The sequence below is a fragment of the Kurthia populi genome (assembly GCF_042686175.1).
GTDB classification, from domain to species: domain Bacteria; phylum Bacillota; class Bacilli; order Bacillales_A; family Planococcaceae; genus Kurthia; species Kurthia populi.
This window is the reverse complement of record NZ_JBHUOR010000040.1, coordinates 70,480-88,882: the sequence shown is the minus strand read 5'-3', so window position 1 is coordinate 88,882 and position 18,403 is coordinate 70,480. Positions and strand designations below refer to the sequence as shown.

At 38.7% G+C, this 18,403-nt stretch carries 12 protein-coding genes, 1 pseudogene and 1 riboswitch; of the genes and pseudogenes, 9 read left to right on the top strand and 4 right to left on the bottom strand.

Features of this window, described 5'->3' with window-relative positions; genetic code table 11:
- Positions 1-81: 81 nt before the first annotated feature.
- The 5 genes and pseudogenes from ACFSY7_RS07825 (at position 82) to ACFSY7_RS07805 (ending at position 4,946) form a co-directional block, all read left to right on the top strand.
- Positions 82-951, top strand: coding sequence for a LysR family transcriptional regulator (locus tag ACFSY7_RS07825; protein ID WP_380147456.1), 870 nt, complete (start codon positions 82-84; stop codon positions 949-951).
- A gap of 21 nt (positions 952-972) precedes the next feature.
- Entirely contained in the window at positions 973-1,917 is a 945-nt protein-coding gene (locus tag ACFSY7_RS07820; protein WP_126989317.1) for a LysR family transcriptional regulator, read from the top strand.
- 196 nt (positions 1,918-2,113) lie between these two features.
- Positions 2,114-3,610, top strand: a complete 1,497-nt coding sequence (locus tag ACFSY7_RS07815) for a succinate CoA transferase (protein WP_126989316.1) — start codon at positions 2,114-2,116, stop codon at positions 3,608-3,610.
- A gap of 247 nt (positions 3,611-3,857) precedes the next feature.
- A pseudogene (locus ACFSY7_RS07810) lies at positions 3,858-3,974 on the top strand (IS3 family transposase); the annotation flags it as partial.
- A 252-nt stretch (positions 3,975-4,226) separates the two neighbouring features.
- Complete coding sequence (locus ACFSY7_RS07805; RefSeq protein ID WP_380147455.1) at positions 4,227-4,946, top strand: hypothetical protein; 720 nt, start codon at positions 4,227-4,229, stop codon at positions 4,944-4,946.
- Positions 4,947-4,993: 47 nt separating this feature from the next.
- Here the strand turns inward: ACFSY7_RS07805 and ACFSY7_RS07800 are convergent, their stop codons facing one another.
- Entirely contained in the window at positions 4,994-6,502 is a 1,509-nt protein-coding gene (locus ACFSY7_RS07800; protein ID WP_380147454.1) for a glycine betaine uptake BCCT transporter, read from the bottom strand.
- 317 nt (positions 6,503-6,819) lie between these two features.
- On the opposite strand from ACFSY7_RS07800, the gene ACFSY7_RS07795 reads away from it, so the two are divergent.
- From ACFSY7_RS07795 to ACFSY7_RS07785, 3 genes are all read left to right on the top strand, one after another.
- Positions 6,820-7,161 carry a hypothetical protein gene (locus ACFSY7_RS07795; RefSeq protein WP_126989313.1) on the top strand — a complete coding sequence of 114 codons (342 nt, stop codon included), beginning with the start codon at positions 6,820-6,822 and terminating at the stop codon, positions 7,159-7,161.
- A 121-nt stretch (positions 7,162-7,282) separates the two neighbouring features.
- On the top strand, positions 7,283-10,003 hold the full coding sequence (locus tag ACFSY7_RS07790; RefSeq protein WP_380147453.1) for an ATP-binding protein: 2,721 nt from the start codon (positions 7,283-7,285) through the stop codon (positions 10,001-10,003).
- Positions 10,003-10,830, top strand: coding sequence for a CheR family methyltransferase (locus tag ACFSY7_RS07785; protein ID WP_139993781.1), 828 nt, complete (start codon positions 10,003-10,005; stop codon positions 10,828-10,830). The genes ACFSY7_RS07790 and ACFSY7_RS07785 overlap by 1 nt, the downstream gene beginning before the upstream one ends.
- 138 nt (positions 10,831-10,968) lie before the next feature.
- Here ACFSY7_RS07785 and ACFSY7_RS07780 read toward each other — a convergent pair whose 3' ends face one another.
- Positions 10,969-12,105, bottom strand: coding sequence for a SpoIIE family protein phosphatase (locus tag ACFSY7_RS07780; protein WP_380147452.1), 1,137 nt, complete (start codon positions 12,103-12,105; stop codon positions 10,969-10,971).
- Between the two features lie 245 nt (positions 12,106-12,350).
- A riboswitch (cobalamin riboswitch) is annotated at positions 12,351-12,528 on the top strand.
- 149 nt (positions 12,529-12,677) lie between these two features.
- On the opposite strand from ACFSY7_RS07780, the gene metE reads away from it, so the two are divergent.
- A complete protein-coding gene (metE, locus tag ACFSY7_RS07775) occupies positions 12,678-14,963 on the top strand; it encodes a 5-methyltetrahydropteroyltriglutamate--homocysteine S-methyltransferase (RefSeq protein ID WP_380147451.1) in 2,286 nt (761 codons plus the stop codon).
- Positions 14,964-15,011: 48 nt separating this feature from the next.
- On the opposite strand, the gene ACFSY7_RS07770 is transcribed toward metE, so the two are convergent.
- The gene (locus ACFSY7_RS07770) at positions 15,012-17,075 is read right to left on the bottom strand and encodes a M60 family metallopeptidase (protein ID WP_380147512.1); all 2,064 of its coding nucleotides are present in this window, start codon (positions 17,073-17,075) and stop codon (positions 15,012-15,014) included.
- Complete coding sequence (locus ACFSY7_RS07765) at positions 17,072-18,136, bottom strand: LysM peptidoglycan-binding domain-containing protein (RefSeq protein WP_380147450.1); 1,065 nt, start codon at positions 18,134-18,136, stop codon at positions 17,072-17,074. The genes ACFSY7_RS07770 and ACFSY7_RS07765 overlap by 4 nt, the downstream gene beginning before the upstream one ends.
- Positions 18,137-18,403: the final 267 nt, after the last annotated feature.

Sequence of the window (18,403 nt, the reverse complement as noted above, 5' to 3'; positions counted from 1 at the left end):
ACATTCTTCTAAATTATTAGTAAAATTCATATAAAGAATATTTTTTATTACTATTGGTTATAAATATTTGGAGGTGCAAAAATGGACTTACGTGCAATCGAATTATTTTTAGCTGTTGCGGAGCAAGGAAGCTTCACAAAGGCAGCTGAAAAAACGTTTGTCACACAGCCTTATTTAAGTAAGGTTGTGAAGCAAATAGAAGAAGAACTCAATGTCACATTATTTAATCGCACAACACGTAAACTCGAATTAACTGATGCCGGTAAAATCGTTATCGAACAAGGGCGCATGGCTTTAAAACCGCTCCAAGACATGCCTAATTTACTGAATGAGCTTCAAAATTTACAAAAAGGGGAAATTGTATTAGGAATTCCACCCGTTATCGGAACCCTCATCTTCCCGTCGATTGCACAGCGTTTTAGTCACGCTTTCCCAGATGTAACGCTACGCTTGATCGAGCTTGGTGCCAAACATATTTTGACATTAGCGGAAGAAGAAAAAATCGATGTCGGCTTTACGGTAAAGCCTTTCTCAGAAGGAAATTTCTGTGTAAAGCCGTATTTCGTTGATGAATTTATGATTTATTTATCTCATAATCATCCTCTTGCTTACCGCGAACGCATTAAAATCGCGGAGCTAGCTGATGAAAAATTTATCGTCTTCACAACCGATTTTACACTGCGAGATATGGTTATTAAGCTATGTGCAAAAAATGGCTTCAAACCAAATATCGCCTACGAATCCTCACAGTGGGATTTGATGGTCGAATTAATCGCGATTGACATGGGTGTTGCCGTATTACCAAAATCCATTTTTGAAAAGCATAACAACCCGCATGTCAAAATGATTGCTATCGATAGTGATGAGCCCTATCTTTGGGAAATCGCCATGATTACAAAAAAAGAACGTTACTTATCTTATGCGACGCGCGCATTTTTAGATATGTTTTAATCGCTTGGAAGGAAGTGCCTTATGGAACTTAGACAACTAGAATATTTTATGGTCCTCAGTGAAGAGCTACACTTTACCCGTGCAGCGCAGCGCTTACATATTTCACAGCCAACATTAAGTCAGCAAATTAAAGTACTCGAACAAACTGTTGGCGCGCTACTTTTTAACCGCATCGGCAAAAAAATCACTTTATCTAAGGCCGGTGAAATTTTATATAGCCAGTGCCAACAAATTTTTTCGACACTTGAACAAACAAAAATACAGCTACAGGCACTCGACCATTTTGATCATGAACAGCTACGAATCGGTGCTTACCCTGGCGCCATTTACGATTTAATCTCACTCAGTGTACTTCATTATATTGAACAATTTCCGACTGCCCCAGCGAAAGTGCTCGCACATGAGCGCGTAACGACGCTTCTTGAAAATGATGAGGTAGATATCGCCTTTTCGTATCATGAGGACAACCGCATTAATGGTAGCTACGTCGAAATCCCTTTATATGATGAAAGCTTTGTTTTTGTCGCACATCGTAGTCACCCATTCATTCAAAAAGAGGTATTGGCATGGAAAGATATTGTAGATGAGCCATTAACATTATTCCCAGAAACGCATCATAGCCGTATCCTATTAAATCAAACGCTCGCTGAACAGGGACTTGAATATTATCCGATTTTTGAAACAGAGAACACCCATGCGATGCTACATTTTTTAGAGCAGCGCCTTGGTAGCACGGTAATGCTACGTTCGTTGTATTCGCATCTCCGTAATCCATATATCGAAGCACGCCCTATTGATAGTGATATTTTGAAAGAAGTCGTGCTAATTATTCCGAAAAAAGAAAAACCACCTTATGCAGTAAAAGAATATTTACCGATGTTTGAACGGTTTTTAGGTACGAAAGGAATCGTCGCAAAAGATCATATGTCATTACTTTTGCTAAGTAATGATAGCTTCTCGCTATAATAATCATAGAAATTATCAGTTGGACCATTTATTTCCAAAAGTTATACTTATTGTAACAACTTAGAACTAAAACATCTTATAGCTACGTGCACGCAGCTTCTAGACTGCGTCACGATTTTCTGTAAAAAGTTATCCAAATCATGTTTTGAATGCAACACCAACTTATACATTCACTATTCGAGGAGGCAATTACTTAATGAAAGAACGTATCCGATTACCAAAACTTATCGATAAAATCGTTTCAGCAGAAGAAGCAGCATCATGGTTTAAAGATGGCATGGTGGTAGGCATGAGTGGCTTTGGTCGTGCAAGTGACGCCAAGGAAATTCCATTAGCGCTTGTCGAACGTGCAAAAAAAGAACCATTTCAATTAGATGTTTATACAGGAGCATCTCTTGGTCCAGAAGTCGATCATTATATGGTAGAAGCGGGTATTATTCGTAAGCGCGGTCCTTACCAAGCTGAAAAATTAATGCGTAACTCAATCAATGAAGGGATTACCCTTTATACAGATATGCATTTATCACATAATGCAGAGCTTGTACGTAACGGCATCATCGGGCCAATCGATTTCGCCATTATCGAAGCATCGGCTATTACAGAAGATGGTCTTATCATTCCAACAAACTCGGTCGGTAATACACCCATCTATGCACAATATGCGGATAAAATTTTAATCGAGCTCAATACAGCTCAGCCAGATTTAGAAGGTATTCATGATATTTACGTGCCGGAAAAAGCAGGTAAAGGTCGCCGTCAGCCGATTCCAATTGTTGACCCTGCAGACCGTATTGGTGAGTTAGGCATTCGCGTTGATGTCGATAAGATTGCTGGTATTGTGCATTCAGAGCTACGTGATGCGCCTGCATTAATCATTGAGCCAGATGAAGAAACACAAGTGATGGCCAACCATTTAATCGAATTTTTACGTGAAGAAGTTGCATCAGGTCGCGTAGATGAGCTACCGGTTATCCAATCTGGTGTTGGTACAGTAGCTAATGCTGTATTAAACGGTTTTTTAGAATCTGATTTAACGGATTTAGAATTATATTCAGAAGTACTGCAAGATGCAGTTTTTGATTTAATCGATGCTGGTAAAATTAAAATCGCTTCTGGTACATCCATCACATTAAGTGAACGTTACTGTGATAAGGTGTACAACAATATTGAAAAATACGCGGATAAGCTTGTATTGCGTCCACAAGAAATTTCAAATCATCCAGAAGTTATTCGCCGACTCGGTCTTGTGTGCATTAATACAGCACTTGAAGCGGATATTTATGGCAACGTCAACTCAACCCACGTATTCGGCACACAAATTATGAACGGTATCGGCGGCTCAGGTGACTATGCCCGTAACGCGCGTATCGGTATTTTCGTTACGAAATCATCTGCAAAAGCTGGTAGCGTATCATCAATTGTGCCAATGGTATCGCATGTCGATCACACCGAACATGATGTTGATGTTATCATTACAGAGCAAGGTGTTGCAGATTTACGTGGCATGGCGCCAAAAGAGCGTGTGAAAGCCATTATCGATAACTGCGCGCACCCGAACTTCAAAGACAAACTATGGGATTACTACAACCGTGCTGTAGAAGAAACGAATAATGCACAAACCCCACATATTTTAGAAGAAGCTTTCTCTTGGCATATTGAATACAAAAATGCGAAGAAGAAAGTAAAGGCCTAATCCTATACATTAAAAACCAGGAGCCGCATATTGTGTGGCTCCTGGTTTTTATTATAGATTTTCAAATAATTTCACCGAACTTAATGCGCGTTTATAAACGCTTGCCATTGTGCATCATCGTACATTCCATGAAAAATAACTTAGCCCCGACATCCGGACATACTTCACTCACACTAATTTTTAGATTACCCGGTGGTTGCTTCTTTCGATAGCTTAAAGTCCGACAAATGATGTTGTCGTTCAAAGCGTTCAAGCATACATCAACTACGATAATCATACGCGAATTTTTTCAAAGTTAAGCCACCTTTCTTCAGTTGAATACCGGAAAAAGGTGACACAACAAGAATTTGACGGCGACTCCTAGTGGGCCCCTAGCATGAGTGGAAGACCCCGCAGTAAGCTTACGAGCGAGGAGGCTTACGCCCTGCCCCAGGAAAGCGTCCGTCAAATTTAGCTGAAAGAACATGTCTTTTTCTTTGTCTTACTTTCGTGGGTCAGTTCCTGTACATCTTTTTTTGCGTAACTTCATACATATCCTTACCATTTTACCTATATTTACTATATGATAGAAGTAGCATACAAAGATGCTTATAGATTGGCCAGAGGAGTGATAATTATGCGTTTAAACACTGAAAATTTAATTCGTTTCCAAAAAATCGTAACACCTTATTTACCCGCAAATGCAAATAAGGTATTAATTGATGCGGAAATCATTTATCCTGCTATTTTTCTTAAAGTCACATTCGGTTTAGAAAATGAAAAAGTACTTATTCCAGCTCATGATGAACGCTATTTTGAGCTTCTTGAAAAATTAAAAAAAGAAATTTTACCACACTGCGAGGAAAATGAACGTGATGTGTTTTTAATTGCTACAAAGCACCCTGAGGACGGCCTTTGGGATGTAGAACAAGTCAATGCCATTCCTGAAGATGTCTTCGGAGAATTTGCACAGCTACATCGTTTAGAGGAAAAAGCGGTACGCATTGCCCATAAATATACGCAAGGCCATGGTGTCCTTTACCGCGAGATTGCAGAACCTAACCCATACTTGCGTGGTCATCATTGCCTTTACAATACAAAGGGTGAGCTTGAATACCGCGATGATGTTGTCTACAACACACCGACCGAATGGAAGGAAAAATCATTCGCACAAATTTTAATACAATTCCATGATAAATGGGTTGAACTATATAATGAAAATTGGTCGACAATTAATATTATTTTCCATGCGCCAAATCATTACACACTACAGTTTGATAATGAAGATTTGACTGCTACTAGTTATGAAGAACGCAGAGATGTATGGAAAGCGCATTATTTAACAGTTGCCCCGTAACGAATAAAAAAGCAGGAAGCGCCTATGCGTTTCCTGCCTTTTTTTCATTATTTCTGTTGTTTTTTCGGACGAATGTATAAGCCTAATTCTCGTCGTTCATGCATTAATGCTTTATAAAGCGAATAAATCATAATGAGCATGAGTATCGAGAATGGGAAGGCAACAATAATCGCAGCATTTTGTAGCGCCTGTAAGCCACCTGAAAATAATAAACTTGTCGCAATGGCCGCTTGTAAAATCCCCCAAATTAATTTTACTTTAAATGATGGATTTAACGAGCCACCTGTTGTCTGCATACCAAGTACAAAAGTTGCTGAATCGGCAGATGTCACAAAGAACACCGCTACTAAAATAATCGCAATAATTGATAAAATAAGACCAAATGGAAGTTGATCGAAGACTCCAAAGAGCACTTGCTCCGTCGGTAAATCAATAATGCCAGGATTTTTTTCTGAGGCATCAATCGCAGATGTACCAAATACCGCGAACCATAACAGACTAACAATCGTTGGTAATAAAATAACACCCATTAAAAATTCACGAATTGTACGTCCACGTGAAATACGCGCGATGAAAATCCCAACAAATGGAGACCAAGACATCCACCATGCCCAGTAGAAAATGGTCCAACTATTAATCCAGTCGCGCCCTTCTCCACCTGGAGAGGTACGTAAACTCATTTGTACGAAGTTTTGTAAATAGCCCCCAAGGCCGTTCGTAAAGTTATTCATAATTTGTACTGTTGGCCCTAAAATAAGCAGGAGTACGAATAGCACAAAGGCAATATACAGATTTGCATTACTCAGTAATTGAATCCCTTTGTTGAGACCTGTAGAAGCAGAAATCATGAATAGTACCGTTACGATAATAATGATAATAAATTGTACAGTAAAGCTATTTGGAATCGATGTTAAATACGATAGACCGCCGTTAATTTGTTGAGCACCAAAACCAAGTGTTGTTGCTACACCGACAACCGTCGCAAATACGGCAATAACATCAACGGTATGCCCCATCCATCCTTTAGCACGTTCGCCGATTAATGGATAAAGTGTTGAACTTAGTAAGCCCGGCATCCCTTTTCGGAATTGGAAATAAGCAAGGGCAAGTGCTACAATCCCATAAATTGCCCATGCAGAAATTCCCCAGTGAAGGAATGTATAACGGAATGAATCTTTAAGCGCTTGCTGAGAGCCTTCCTCCGCAGATGGTGCACTAATCGCGAAATGTGATAATGGCTCTGCGGCACCCCAGAATACAAGACCAATCCCCATACCAGCGCTAAATAGCATCGCAAACCATGATTTATTACTATATTCTGGTCGGTCTGTACGCTTTCCTAAGCGAATACCACCAACCGGACTTAAAATTAAAAATAGACAGAATGCGACGATAATAGCAACGGTTAGTAAATAATACCAGCCAAATGACGTCGTCAAAAAGCTTTGAACATTTCCAGTAACTGTTTCAAACATTTCTGGTGCAATTAATCCTACTGTTGCTGCAAATATTGCAACTACTGCAGATACCCAGAAAACAATCCCTAATTTCTTCATTTTTTTCTCCTTTTCGTTTAAAATTTTCTCACTATACTTTTTTACTGTAACATCAAAAAAAGTAATAGTAAATTTTTTCACTATTGGAAAATTATTTTATAAATGGTTAAAAAGTGTTTTATGTAGCATTAAATCGATTCTGTACCTTTATTTTGTTTAAATGGTTTGTATCAAAAAAACGCTAAAACTCCCTCTCTTATTGCCTTCCCTTTCAGTAAACAATTAAACGGTGATTGTCCTCAAAAAGTCATAATCGGTCACAATTTCGTCATGTAGAGGTGCTATAATAGAAGAAGTTCGTAAGGAGGATTTTACACATGAAAAAGATTTTATCCGCTATGGCGCTTTCTTCAGTTTTACTATTAAGTGCTTGTGGTGGCAACGATACTGACTATGAAGTAGTAAAAGATACCGTCGTGCGCGGCATGCAACAATATACAATTGAAACAAAAATGGACGATGAAAAACAAATTAAAGCCCTCATCGAGGAATTAGAAGAGAAAGCGATGAGTAATAATACACGCCCTGACTCTATGTGGATTAACGTACAAACAAAACGTGGTAAATTAACAGCAACTGTAAAAGAAGCTTACACACTTACAGGTATGAATCAAACTGGCCTAAAAGAAAAAAATAAACCTGAATTAAAAATGAAATAAAATCTGGAGGGACACGTCGCTTTTTCATTGAAAGGGCGGCGTTTTCTTGCGTTTTTTAGTCATCTATGATTCACTTAAAATGCTATATTTTATCAATTTAGAAAGAAAGGTTGGAAATAACGTGAATTTTAAAATCCGTTCTAAAATAACGAGCGGGTATATTGCATTGATTCTTTGTTTAATTATTGGCGTCATTGTAGTCGGCTTTCAAGTCAATACACTACAAACAGAGCGCAATAAATTAATGACAAACACTGCAAAAGTACAAACGCTTCTTAGCACTTTAGAAAATCACACATTAAATATGAACCGATCTCAGCGTGGTTACATCGTGACAGGTAAGGATTCCTATTTAGATCCTTATCGTGAAGCAAAAGCAAACTGGGAAGATAATTGGAATGAATTAAATGTATTAATGGAGGGACGCCCAGACCAGCAAGAATCTCTAGACTCTGTTAAAACACATATCACACGTTGGATTGAAACAGCGGGTGAGCCTTCTATTAATTTAAAACGAAACAATGATGAAGCTGGTATTAAAAAATTTTACCGCGAGGAAGTAGGTCGTTCTGAAATCCAGTCAACCATGGCGACACTTGGGAAAATTCGTAGTGATGAAATTTCTCACCTAGCATCTGAGGCGAAAAAACTGGATAACGTAAACAATAAAATTGTCTTTACGTTGAGCCTATTCCTATTTATAGCAACCATCGTTGCAATTTTCTTTTCATCATTTATTTCTAAATCGATTGCAAATACAATCACCGGTACAACCGCTGCTATTCGTCACATTGCACAAGAAAAAGGGACATTTACTTCACGTATTCCAATTACAACTAAAGATGAAGTACGTGACCTAGCGGTTGCTACGAATGATTTATTAGATGACTTAGAAAACCGTGAGTGGGTGCGAAGCAATGCCACACAAGTCGTGAAAAATTATCAAGGCATTGATGCTATCAAACAATTAACTTCTATTTTCTTATCGCAAGTCGCTCGTATTACGCGTGCTAGTTATGGTTCGCTTTACGTACGCAATGATAAAGAAGAAAAAATATTTGAGCAGCAGGCCTCTTTTGCAAATTCTTATACAAAAATTGGCCGTGAAACTATTGCTTTAGGCGAAGGTCTTGCAGGTCAAGCTGCACTTGAGCGCCGTGTCATTCACTTAACGGATACGACAGGCTATCAAATGATTTCAACGAGTCTTGGTGATATGCCGCCAAAAGAAGTAATCATTCTTCCTATTACATTTGAAGAAAAAACGATTGCAATTTTAGAACTTGCCACTGTTAATGCCTTTGAGAAGTTAGATCGTATTTTCCTAAAAGAAGTCGTAAGTTCACTTGGTTTAACGATTAACAGCGTCTTAACTCGTATGGAAGTCGTTCAATTATTAAATGAATCTCGTGCCATGAGTGAGGAACTACAAGCACAGACTGAAGAATTGCAAACACAATCGGAAGAACTGCAAACACAATCAGAGGAACTACAAGCACAGACCGAAGAATTAACAAATATTAATGAACAGCTTGAAGAGCGTACGCGTGAAGCAGAAGAAAAGACAGCAGAGCTTGAAATTACAAAATCTGATTTAGAACGAAATGCCGAAGAGCTTATTCAAAGTTCTAAATACAAATCTGAATTCCTTGCGAATATGTCACATGAACTGCGAACACCGCTTAACAGTATTTTAATTTTATCTGAAATGCTAGCAGAGAATGCAAAAGCGGAAAATCAAGAAGAAGATGAAGAATTTGCACGTGTGATTAATTCTTCTGGTAAAGATCTCTTAAACTTAATTAATGATATTTTAGATTTATCAAAAATTGAGGCTGGTAAATTAGAAATGATTTATGAAGAAGTCAATATCAATGAATTGCCGCTTTATTTAAAACAATCCTTTACACATTTTAGTAACGACAAAGATGTTGTCTTTAACGTTGTAAAAGAGGATGATGTCGCAGATGTTATTCATACAGACCATAAACGCTTCCAGCAAATTTTGAAAAACTTATTATCAAATGCCTTTAAATTTACAGAACATGGCTCTGTGAATGTCCATCTCTACAATCCTTCACTTACGAAGGAACAGCAAAGAATTTCTGAACAGTGGTTAGCTATTTCTGTCACAGATACAGGGATCGGTATTCCAAAAGAAAAACATGAGCTTATATTTGAATCCTTCCAACAAGCAGACGGAGCAACTGTTCGTAAATATGGCGGTACAGGTCTTGGTCTATCCATTTGTAAAGAATTTGCGCAACTACTTGGTGGTACTATTACACTCGATAGTACGGAGGGTGAGGGTAGTACATTTACACTTTATATTCCTAGCTTACCAACGGGCTTACCGAATAATGTCGAGATGCCAGCAGAATCAATCTTTGAAGTACCATCAGTAGAAGAAACACCTGATGCGACTCAAACTGACATGCCAGCTATTGTAGAAGAGAATTTCTTTAAAAACAAGCGCGTGTTGATTGTTGATGACGATGAACGCAATATTTTTGCACTCGAAAAAACATTACAACAACATGGCATGATTGTAGATAGTGTACGTAATGGTCGTGAATGTTTAAACTTTATTGAGAAGGACCGTCATGTCGATGTAATTTTAATGGACATTATGATGCCTGAACTAGATGGTTATGATACGATGCAAATTTTACGCGAAGATATGAATATCGAGCTACCGATTATTGCATTAACAGCGAAAGCAATGAAATCAGACCGCGAGAAATGCATTGCTGCAGGTGCAACCGATTATATTAGTAAGCCACTAAACTTAGAGCAACTTTTCTCTGTTTTACGTGTTTGGTTAACTACTGAGGTGATGTAATGGAAACAACGGCAACTGAAGAATTAGAGGTAGCACTTTTATTAGAAGCGATTTATCAATTAACTTCTTATGATTTTAGAGAGTACAATCGCTCCTCTATTACACGTCGAGTGCATAATCGTCTAGCACTCGAGCATTTACCAAACATCTCTCGTTTAACGGAAAAAGTAATCTATGATGAGAAAATACGCAAAGAATTATTAAATGACTTCTCGATTAATGTCACGGAAATGTTTCGTGACCCTAGCTTTTTCAGAGCATTACGCGAAGACATTTTACCGCGTTTTAAAAAATTAGATGACATTCGTATTTGGCATGCCGGCTGCGCTACGGGAGAAGAAGTTTTTTCCGTCGCCATTTTACTTACAGAGCTTGGGTTGATTGATAAAGCTACTCTCTACGCAACCGACATGAATGAGGACGTACTTGAGCGTGCGCAGGCTGCCCGGTTCCCCATTCAAAAAATGCAAAACTATACGAAAAATTATATGCTTGCGGGTGGTAGCCAAGCTTTCTCTGAATATTATTATACGGACAGTCATTTTGCGTATATAAAACCGGAGCTTCTTGAATCAATTAGTTTTGCACAGCATAACTTAGTGACAGATCAATCATTTAATGAATTTCACTTAATTATTTGTCGTAACGTATTGATTTATTTTTCACCACCACTTCAAAATAAAGTATATAAGCTTTTCCACGATAGTCTATCACGTGGTGGCTTCCTTTGCCTCGGTGCAAAAGAATCGCTCCGCTTCTCAGATATTATGCCTAAATTTGAAGAAACGATTACGAATGAAAAAATTTATCAAAAAATCTATGACTAAAAAAGAGGCTGGGACAAAACACGTCATGCTCCTTTTTTAGCGTTCACAACGAAAAACCGGAACCGCGCCACAGCGCGATTCCGGTTTTTCTTATGCTCATAGGAGCGGCTTTTCTGACACATATGTCAAAGCCTCTTTTTAATTTGCCTGAATCACAAGCATACACATATCATCTGGTTGATTCTCTTGCTGTTCACGCGGAATAACATAATCAAGTAATGGTTTATCAAGTGATAATGTTTGTACAGCAAGCTTATCCATACGTCGCTCCGCTTCAAATTCATCTGGATGCATCGCCTCTAGCACACCATCTGTAAACAGAATAATTTGCGCCGAGTTTTCGTATGAAATCGTTTGTGATTTCACATCAATATCATCGAAAAAGCCAATTGCACAGGAATTGTTGTTCAAATGTACAAGTTCTTCTTCGTTCAGCCACACATAGCCATGCGGATGCCCTGCATTGACATACTCAATCGTTTTTTCCTTCGTATTAATTAGCATATAAACACCTGTAAAGTAGTATGGAATTTTTTCTTTATCTGTATGCAATAAGGACATATAGCGATTTAATTCGATCATCACTTCAGCCGGCTTTACACGTTTCTTCACACTATCACGCAGCGCAGATGAAATAAACATACAAACGAGGGAAGCCGAAATACCATGCCCCATCATGTCAAATAACATTACGGCATAGCGATCCTCATCTATTTGTTCCCAGTAATACATGTCCCCAGCTAAATTAAATGACGGTTTATACGCCACTTGTACAGCAAGCTTGTCATCAGTAAAAGGTTCACTTAATAAACTGCGCTGCACATGTGCTGCTAAATTTAATTCATTTTCAATCTTTTCATCATGAATCATATGCCAATCCAGCTCTTGTTTTAAACGGAGCGCCACATCCATACGCGCTAGTAATTCAGTTTTGTTAATTGGTTTTGTAATATAATCATTACCACCAGCGCCAAGTGCTTCTGATAATTTTTTCTTATCATCAAGTGCAGTTGTAAATAAAATTTGGATATTTTTATAACGCTCATCACGACGAATCGTCCGACACGCTTCGATACCATCAATTTCTGGCATCATAATGTCTAATAAAATTAGATCCACTGAATCTGGCTTATACTTTAGTTCATCAATTTTCAAATAATCATACAGTGCCTGAGCTGATGTCAGAGATACACAATTATCGTACCCAGCACTTTTTAAAATTTTCTCCATGACAAATAGATTTACCTTGTTGTCATCCACTAGTAGAATCGTCATTGTATCCCTCCTAATTTCTTCTATAAGTATTTTAAAACAGCCCATTATCTGGCGTTATACTATATACCTAAGTTTTTCGCACACTACGTTTTATGTATAAATTATTGGGTGTAGCGATGTTTTCTTACAGTATAACATCAAATAATTCATCTCGTATTGTTTTAGATGGTTTTAAGTAAAATTCTGCTCATTTTCAAAATATATTTTATTTTCTGAAAAATATATGCTATAGTATTGTTCAATTACATAACGTGTTACAAACCGGTGCATGTGAGAACATGCTTAAAAGGGAAGTATGGTGTGAATCCGTCGCTGTCCCGCAACTGTAATTCGGAGTGCTTAAAAATTCGCCACTGTGTAAATGGGAAGGCTTTAAGCATGTTGATGATAAGTCAGGAGACCTGCCTGTTTTGAGTACACACCAAAGGCTCACGTGGAGATGGGCGGTGTTCTGTGCGATGGTCGGTCAAAAGGATTCGACTTTTTTAATAATGCATAGATTCTTCCGCTATTTCTTAATTGAAATAGCTTTTTTATTTGGAGTTATGTAATACACCAAAGGAGGAATATACATGATTACAACAACAATTGGTTACCCGTATATCGGAGAAAACCGCGAATGGAAACGTCTCGTAGAAAAATTTTGGAAACAAGCGATTAGCGAAGATACATTACAAGCAGAGTGGAAAAAATTACGCATTACCCATTTAAAAAAACAACAAAAACTCGGCCTAACGCAAGTAACATCTGGTGATTTTACGATGTATGACCGTATGCTCGATCTTGCATTTCTTTTTAACTTAATCCCATCTCGTTATCGCTCACTAGAAGATGTACCTTCTCTTACTACATATTATGCGATGGCTCGTGGTACGACTGACACGGTCGCTTGCGAAATGACAAAATGGTTCAATACTAATTATCACTACATCGTTCCCGAATACGAGGGCGCGAAACTGAAATTAAATCATAATCATTATGTAGATTGGTTCTTAGAGGCAAAAGAAGCGGTTGATATTGACGTGAAACCAACACTAATCGGGCCAATGACCTTCTCTCAATTAACGAAAGGCTATCGTGATAAAGAACTTGCCCACTATTTATTGGAGCTACTGCCTCTTTACGCACAGGTTTTACAGCAACTTGTAGATGTTGGAGCAGAGTGGATTCAATTAGAGGAGCCGATTTTGACTACTGCCCTATCAGAGGAAGATTGTCGCTTAGCAGAAGTTATTTATACACAACTTGTCGAGGCTGTGCCACAAGCAAAAGTGATGCTGACAACCTATTTCGAAGCGTTAACAGATTTTGAACGCATCACGAATTTACCAGTGGCTGGTATCGGATTAGATTTAATTCATGGCAAAAAAGAAAATTTAGCTGCGCTTCGTCAGCATGGCTTCCCACCACAAAAAACATTAGCACTTGGCGTGGTTAATGGTCGTGATATTTGGGCAAGTAATTTACAGGAAGTTGCACAAGATGTACAAGCCGTTCAAACACTTGTATCACCTCAAGCTATTTGGCTGCAACCCTCTTGTAGCTTGCAGCACTGCCCGGTGACCGTTGCGAATGAAACAACGCTCTTCGATACACTAAAAGATGCACTCGCATTCAGTGATGAAAAATTAGGTGAACTTGTCGAAGTAAGTGGCTATATCGAAAGCGGTGAGTGGCCAACACCAACGGCGGTATCTGCTAGCATGAAGCGTATTGAAGCATTAAAAAATCATGCAAGTCGTCAAAATGAAAGCGTGTCTACAGCACTTGCTAAGTTAGAAGAGAAAGATTTTAAGCGTACCGTCCCATTTACAGAACGTCTTGCATTACAACAACAGGCACTTCATTTACCATTATTCCCAACGACAACAATTGGCAGCTTCCCACAATCAAAAGAAGTCCGTTCATGGCGTGCTGCTTGGCGACGTGGCGATTTAGACGACTCGGCATATGAAGCAAAACTAGATGCTGAAACATTGCGCTGGATTGCCTTACAAGAAGAAATTGATTTAGATGTTCTTGTACATGGTGAATTTGAACGTACGGACATGGTTGAATACTTTGGTGAAAAACTAGCTGGCTTTGCATTCACTAAGTTTGCATGGGTGGTGTCGTATGGCTCACGCTGTGTTAAGCCGCCAATTATTTACGGTGATGTCGACTGGCTTGCGCCAATGACTGTAAAAGAAACCGTCTTTGCACAGCAACATACCGATAAATGGATGAAAGGTATGTTAACTGGGCCTGTCACGATTTTGAACTGGTCATTCGTTCGAAATGATCTTCCACGTGATGTAGTCGCAGCACAAATTGCCCTAGCACTTCGAAAAGAAATTCATGCATTAGAGGAAGCGGGCATTCGCATTATCCAAGTGGATGAGCCTGCACTACGCGAAGGGTTACCGCTGCGTCAAGACAACTGGCAAGCTTACTTAAACTGGGCTATTGATGCCTTCAAGCTTGCCACGTCAAGCGTCGATACTACGACACAAATTCACACACATATGTGCTATTGTGAGTTTAATGACTTTATTGACCCTATTACCGCACTTGATGCCGATGTCATTTCACTTGAAACATCACGTAGCCACGGCGAATTAATTCATTCACTAAAAGAAAATCCTTATCCGTATGGTATCGGCTTAGGTGTTTATGATATCCATAGCCCGCGTGTCCCATCAGCAGATGAAATGACAACGATTTTAGAAGAAAGTCTTGCGGTCATTCCAGCAAATCATTTCTGGGTCAACCCAGACTGTGGTCTAAAAACACGCCAGGAACCTGAAACCGTTGCCTCACTAAAACATATGGTCGAAGCAGCAAAAGCATTACGCAAAAAAACATTACAAACGAATTAAACGACTAAAAAAGGAGAAAGCGCGAGTTTAGCGCTTTCTCCTTTTTCTTTATTGTGCTTTTACTGTTGTTGCCTTTGTCGTACCTAATTTTTTATCATAAGCAATGATATCATACGTTGCCGCTTCCGACGTTTCATCCGTATAGTTCGGATTCGCCGTAAATGCAATTAATTCACCATTTCGATAAATTTCATAGCCAAGTAAATGCGTTGCTTGTGCATCATCCATGCTTAAACCAAGTACATTTTTCGTTGTACTATGCGTCATTGTCACATTTGGTTTCACACCTGTACTAAAGCCGGTTCCCTTATAGTCTAAAACTTTATTGTTTAAGTACCATAATTTCTTCGGCTGCGCATATTTACTCGTTTCCTTACGTGTTTCGTCATTAACCGTAAAGCCGTGTCTTGCAAAATAGTTACTTAAATCCTTTTTCAAGACGCGTGATGAATACGTCACGATATATTGCTGACGTGTCGCATCCCCGTCCGATAATGAAATCGGCTCTTCACGGTATAATTTATTTAGCTCCGCCCAGTACCCTGGATGCGCAAGCTCTAGCTGCCAAAATGTTCCTAACCGAACAGTTAATGATTGATCTGCCATTTGTACTTTATTTTCTTCTAGCGTTTGTTGATAAATGGTTTCAAATGGAATTCGGTTATCCAGGGAATTGTATTCCACAGACATCGCCATCGATACCATATTATTTGTTACCTCGCCGTATTCACGCATCCCAACAGCCATACGGTGCCCAATTTCATGTGTTAAGCCCCAGCCTGGGTACGTTTTGCTGAAGTCACTCGAGAATAAGAAAGGAATGGTATAGGCTTGAATACCAGTATGATTCCCAGCCGCATACATCGAGCCAAATGGCTGCATATAGCGAATGTTTTCACGAACTAGTTGTGGATCATGCTCAGGCTTACTACTATCTAGGCCTGAGAAATCAAAAATACGTTTAATCCATACATCATAGCCCTCAGCAGTTTTTTGAGGATTAATAGCATTCGTCACATATTGTTTATACGCTTTTGAAGCAGTACCTGTGAATAAAATGCGGTCACTCATCACTTCTGCGACATCAATCATTTCACGGTCCTTCACATCAGGATGTGCCGCTACATCAGCAGCTAAACGTGTTTGGTAGTCTTTTAAGAACGTTTTAAATTCAGCGACATTGCCTCCCTTTTCAAACAACGGGAAACGTTCGCCTCCTTCAATACGGACAACCGGTGCTTTTGATTGATTTTCAGACGTATATGGATTGACGATATAAATCGGTCCACCCTGTGTTACATTTCCATCGTACATTTGTGGTACGGTTAAAACATTTTTCCCGACATGCAGATTAAAGCTACGATTCCAAGCATTCCAGTTCCCCTGCTGTTGTGTAAACAACACTTGTGGAAGCGGATCATTAGCACCTGCTTCTACATAAATTGTAATTTTATCACCTACACGTGCTGCAATCCCTGTTGGCTGACTATTTGAACCAAAAGGCATTTTCAATACGTTTTGTGAATAGCTCGCCATATTCCCACGTTGTTCAGACGTAATAATTCGACCAGCAGTGTCCACTTCACCATTTAACAAACGACGTGCCAACTCAATATCTTCTTTGTATTGTGTATAAAGTGGATGTGTTTTCGCTGCCTTTTCAAGTGCATCTAACTTTTTATTAGTATTAAATGCTTTACTTACCTTACTTTGTGTATTGTCGGTAAATAAATCAGCCATTTTATCGCGCACGACATCTTCTTCATAAAATGAAAATTCTCCTGCCGCTGCCCAGTCTTGATTTGCTTTCGTAAAGACAAATTTTAAGCGCTTAAATTTTGTCTCATCAAATGTAATTTCAACAGTATCCGTCACAGAGCGTGTGTACGTTCCTTGTGATACCAATCCGAAATCCTCACCATCTTCAGTCATAGAGCCGTAAATATCAAATGCTTGTGCAAAACCCTTGCCCCCAGGACGTGGTGTATACACAATACGATTGATTGTCTCTATATCCGTAAACGTAAAGTTCACTTCATTTGTGAAATCTTCGCTATTTTTTTTACCCGTTTCCCAGTGCGTTGTTGTGTCATTATCTGTGGCATACTTCAGCTCTGAGCTGGCGCGTATTTACCACCGTTATTTGTGACCGCTGCAATACGCTCTGTTGCAACCTTAAAGACCCTGTCATAGGCATCAAGTTTATCATTTGATAATAAATCAAAAAATTCCACCTTTGCCTGCTTGCCTTTTTTATCCGGCATTTCTTCTTTCGTGTCCTCCGTCGTTGGCGGCTGCTCTATCGGTTCCTCACTACCTACAGAACCTGAGGCATCCCCTGAAGAATCTTTTGGCGTATCATCTGTAGCTGGTATTGTCGTTTCTTTTTCTGTATCTTTGATAACCGAATTTGATGGCACTTTTACCGTATCTTTGTCAGCTGATTTTGTCGGTGTTTTTTCTTTTACCACCGGTTTTGCCGCTGTTACATTTTCATTCTTCTGCTTTTTGGCATCTTTTGATGGAATCGTCAGGGTTTGTTCTTTATAAATAAGATTCTTATCTTTTATTTGCGGATTTGCCTTCACTAGTTCAGGCACACTAACATGATTATCCTTCGCAATGCTCCATAGCGTAGCACCTGCCAAAACTTTGGTTGTTTTCTTTTTCGCTGGTTGCTTTTTGTTCGTTGCTACATGCGATGGCAAGTTTTTAGTTGCTTCCTTTTTATTCGTCCATGCGTTTGCTCCATCTAACGCTTTTGTCGCTTTCGTTCGTTCTTTCGCATCTGTAAAGGTTGCTGGCAAATTAATTTCTTGCCCCGGATAAATAAGATTTTTATTTTTTATTTGTGGATTTGCTTTTAGTAATGCAGCGAAATCAACTTGTTTCTTTTGTGCAATTAACCACAAATTATCAGCAACAACGACTTTGTACGTTTTTGTTGCCTTTTTGATAGTTGTCGGTGGCAATTGGATTAATTGATTTTTGTAAATTAAATCTTTATTGTTTATTTGATTATTAAGTTTCCATACTTCATTGAAATCTTTGTTTTGTGTTTTAGAAATGTTCCACAAATTATCACCAAATTCCACTTTATAAGTATCAGCAAGAGCTGTCATCGGTGCAAAAAATACAGCCGAAGACAGTGTCACTGCTAATTCTTTTTTCATAAATATTGGGCCTCCGTATAGCTTTAAATTTATTACGGCACTATTGCCTAGGATATGTAGTTTCATAATAGTAAATCAGTATGTTTTGTTGGTTAACCTTATTGAAAATATCTTAAAAAAATGCCTCTGTCAAATAGCAATAAATACCTTATCAACAGCCATAAAAAGACGTTTAAATGCTATATTATACAATTCAATCTAATTTTTCCTATTCATCCTGTCAAAATGAGCAAAAATGAAAATACAATTCAACTCTTTATACTGAAA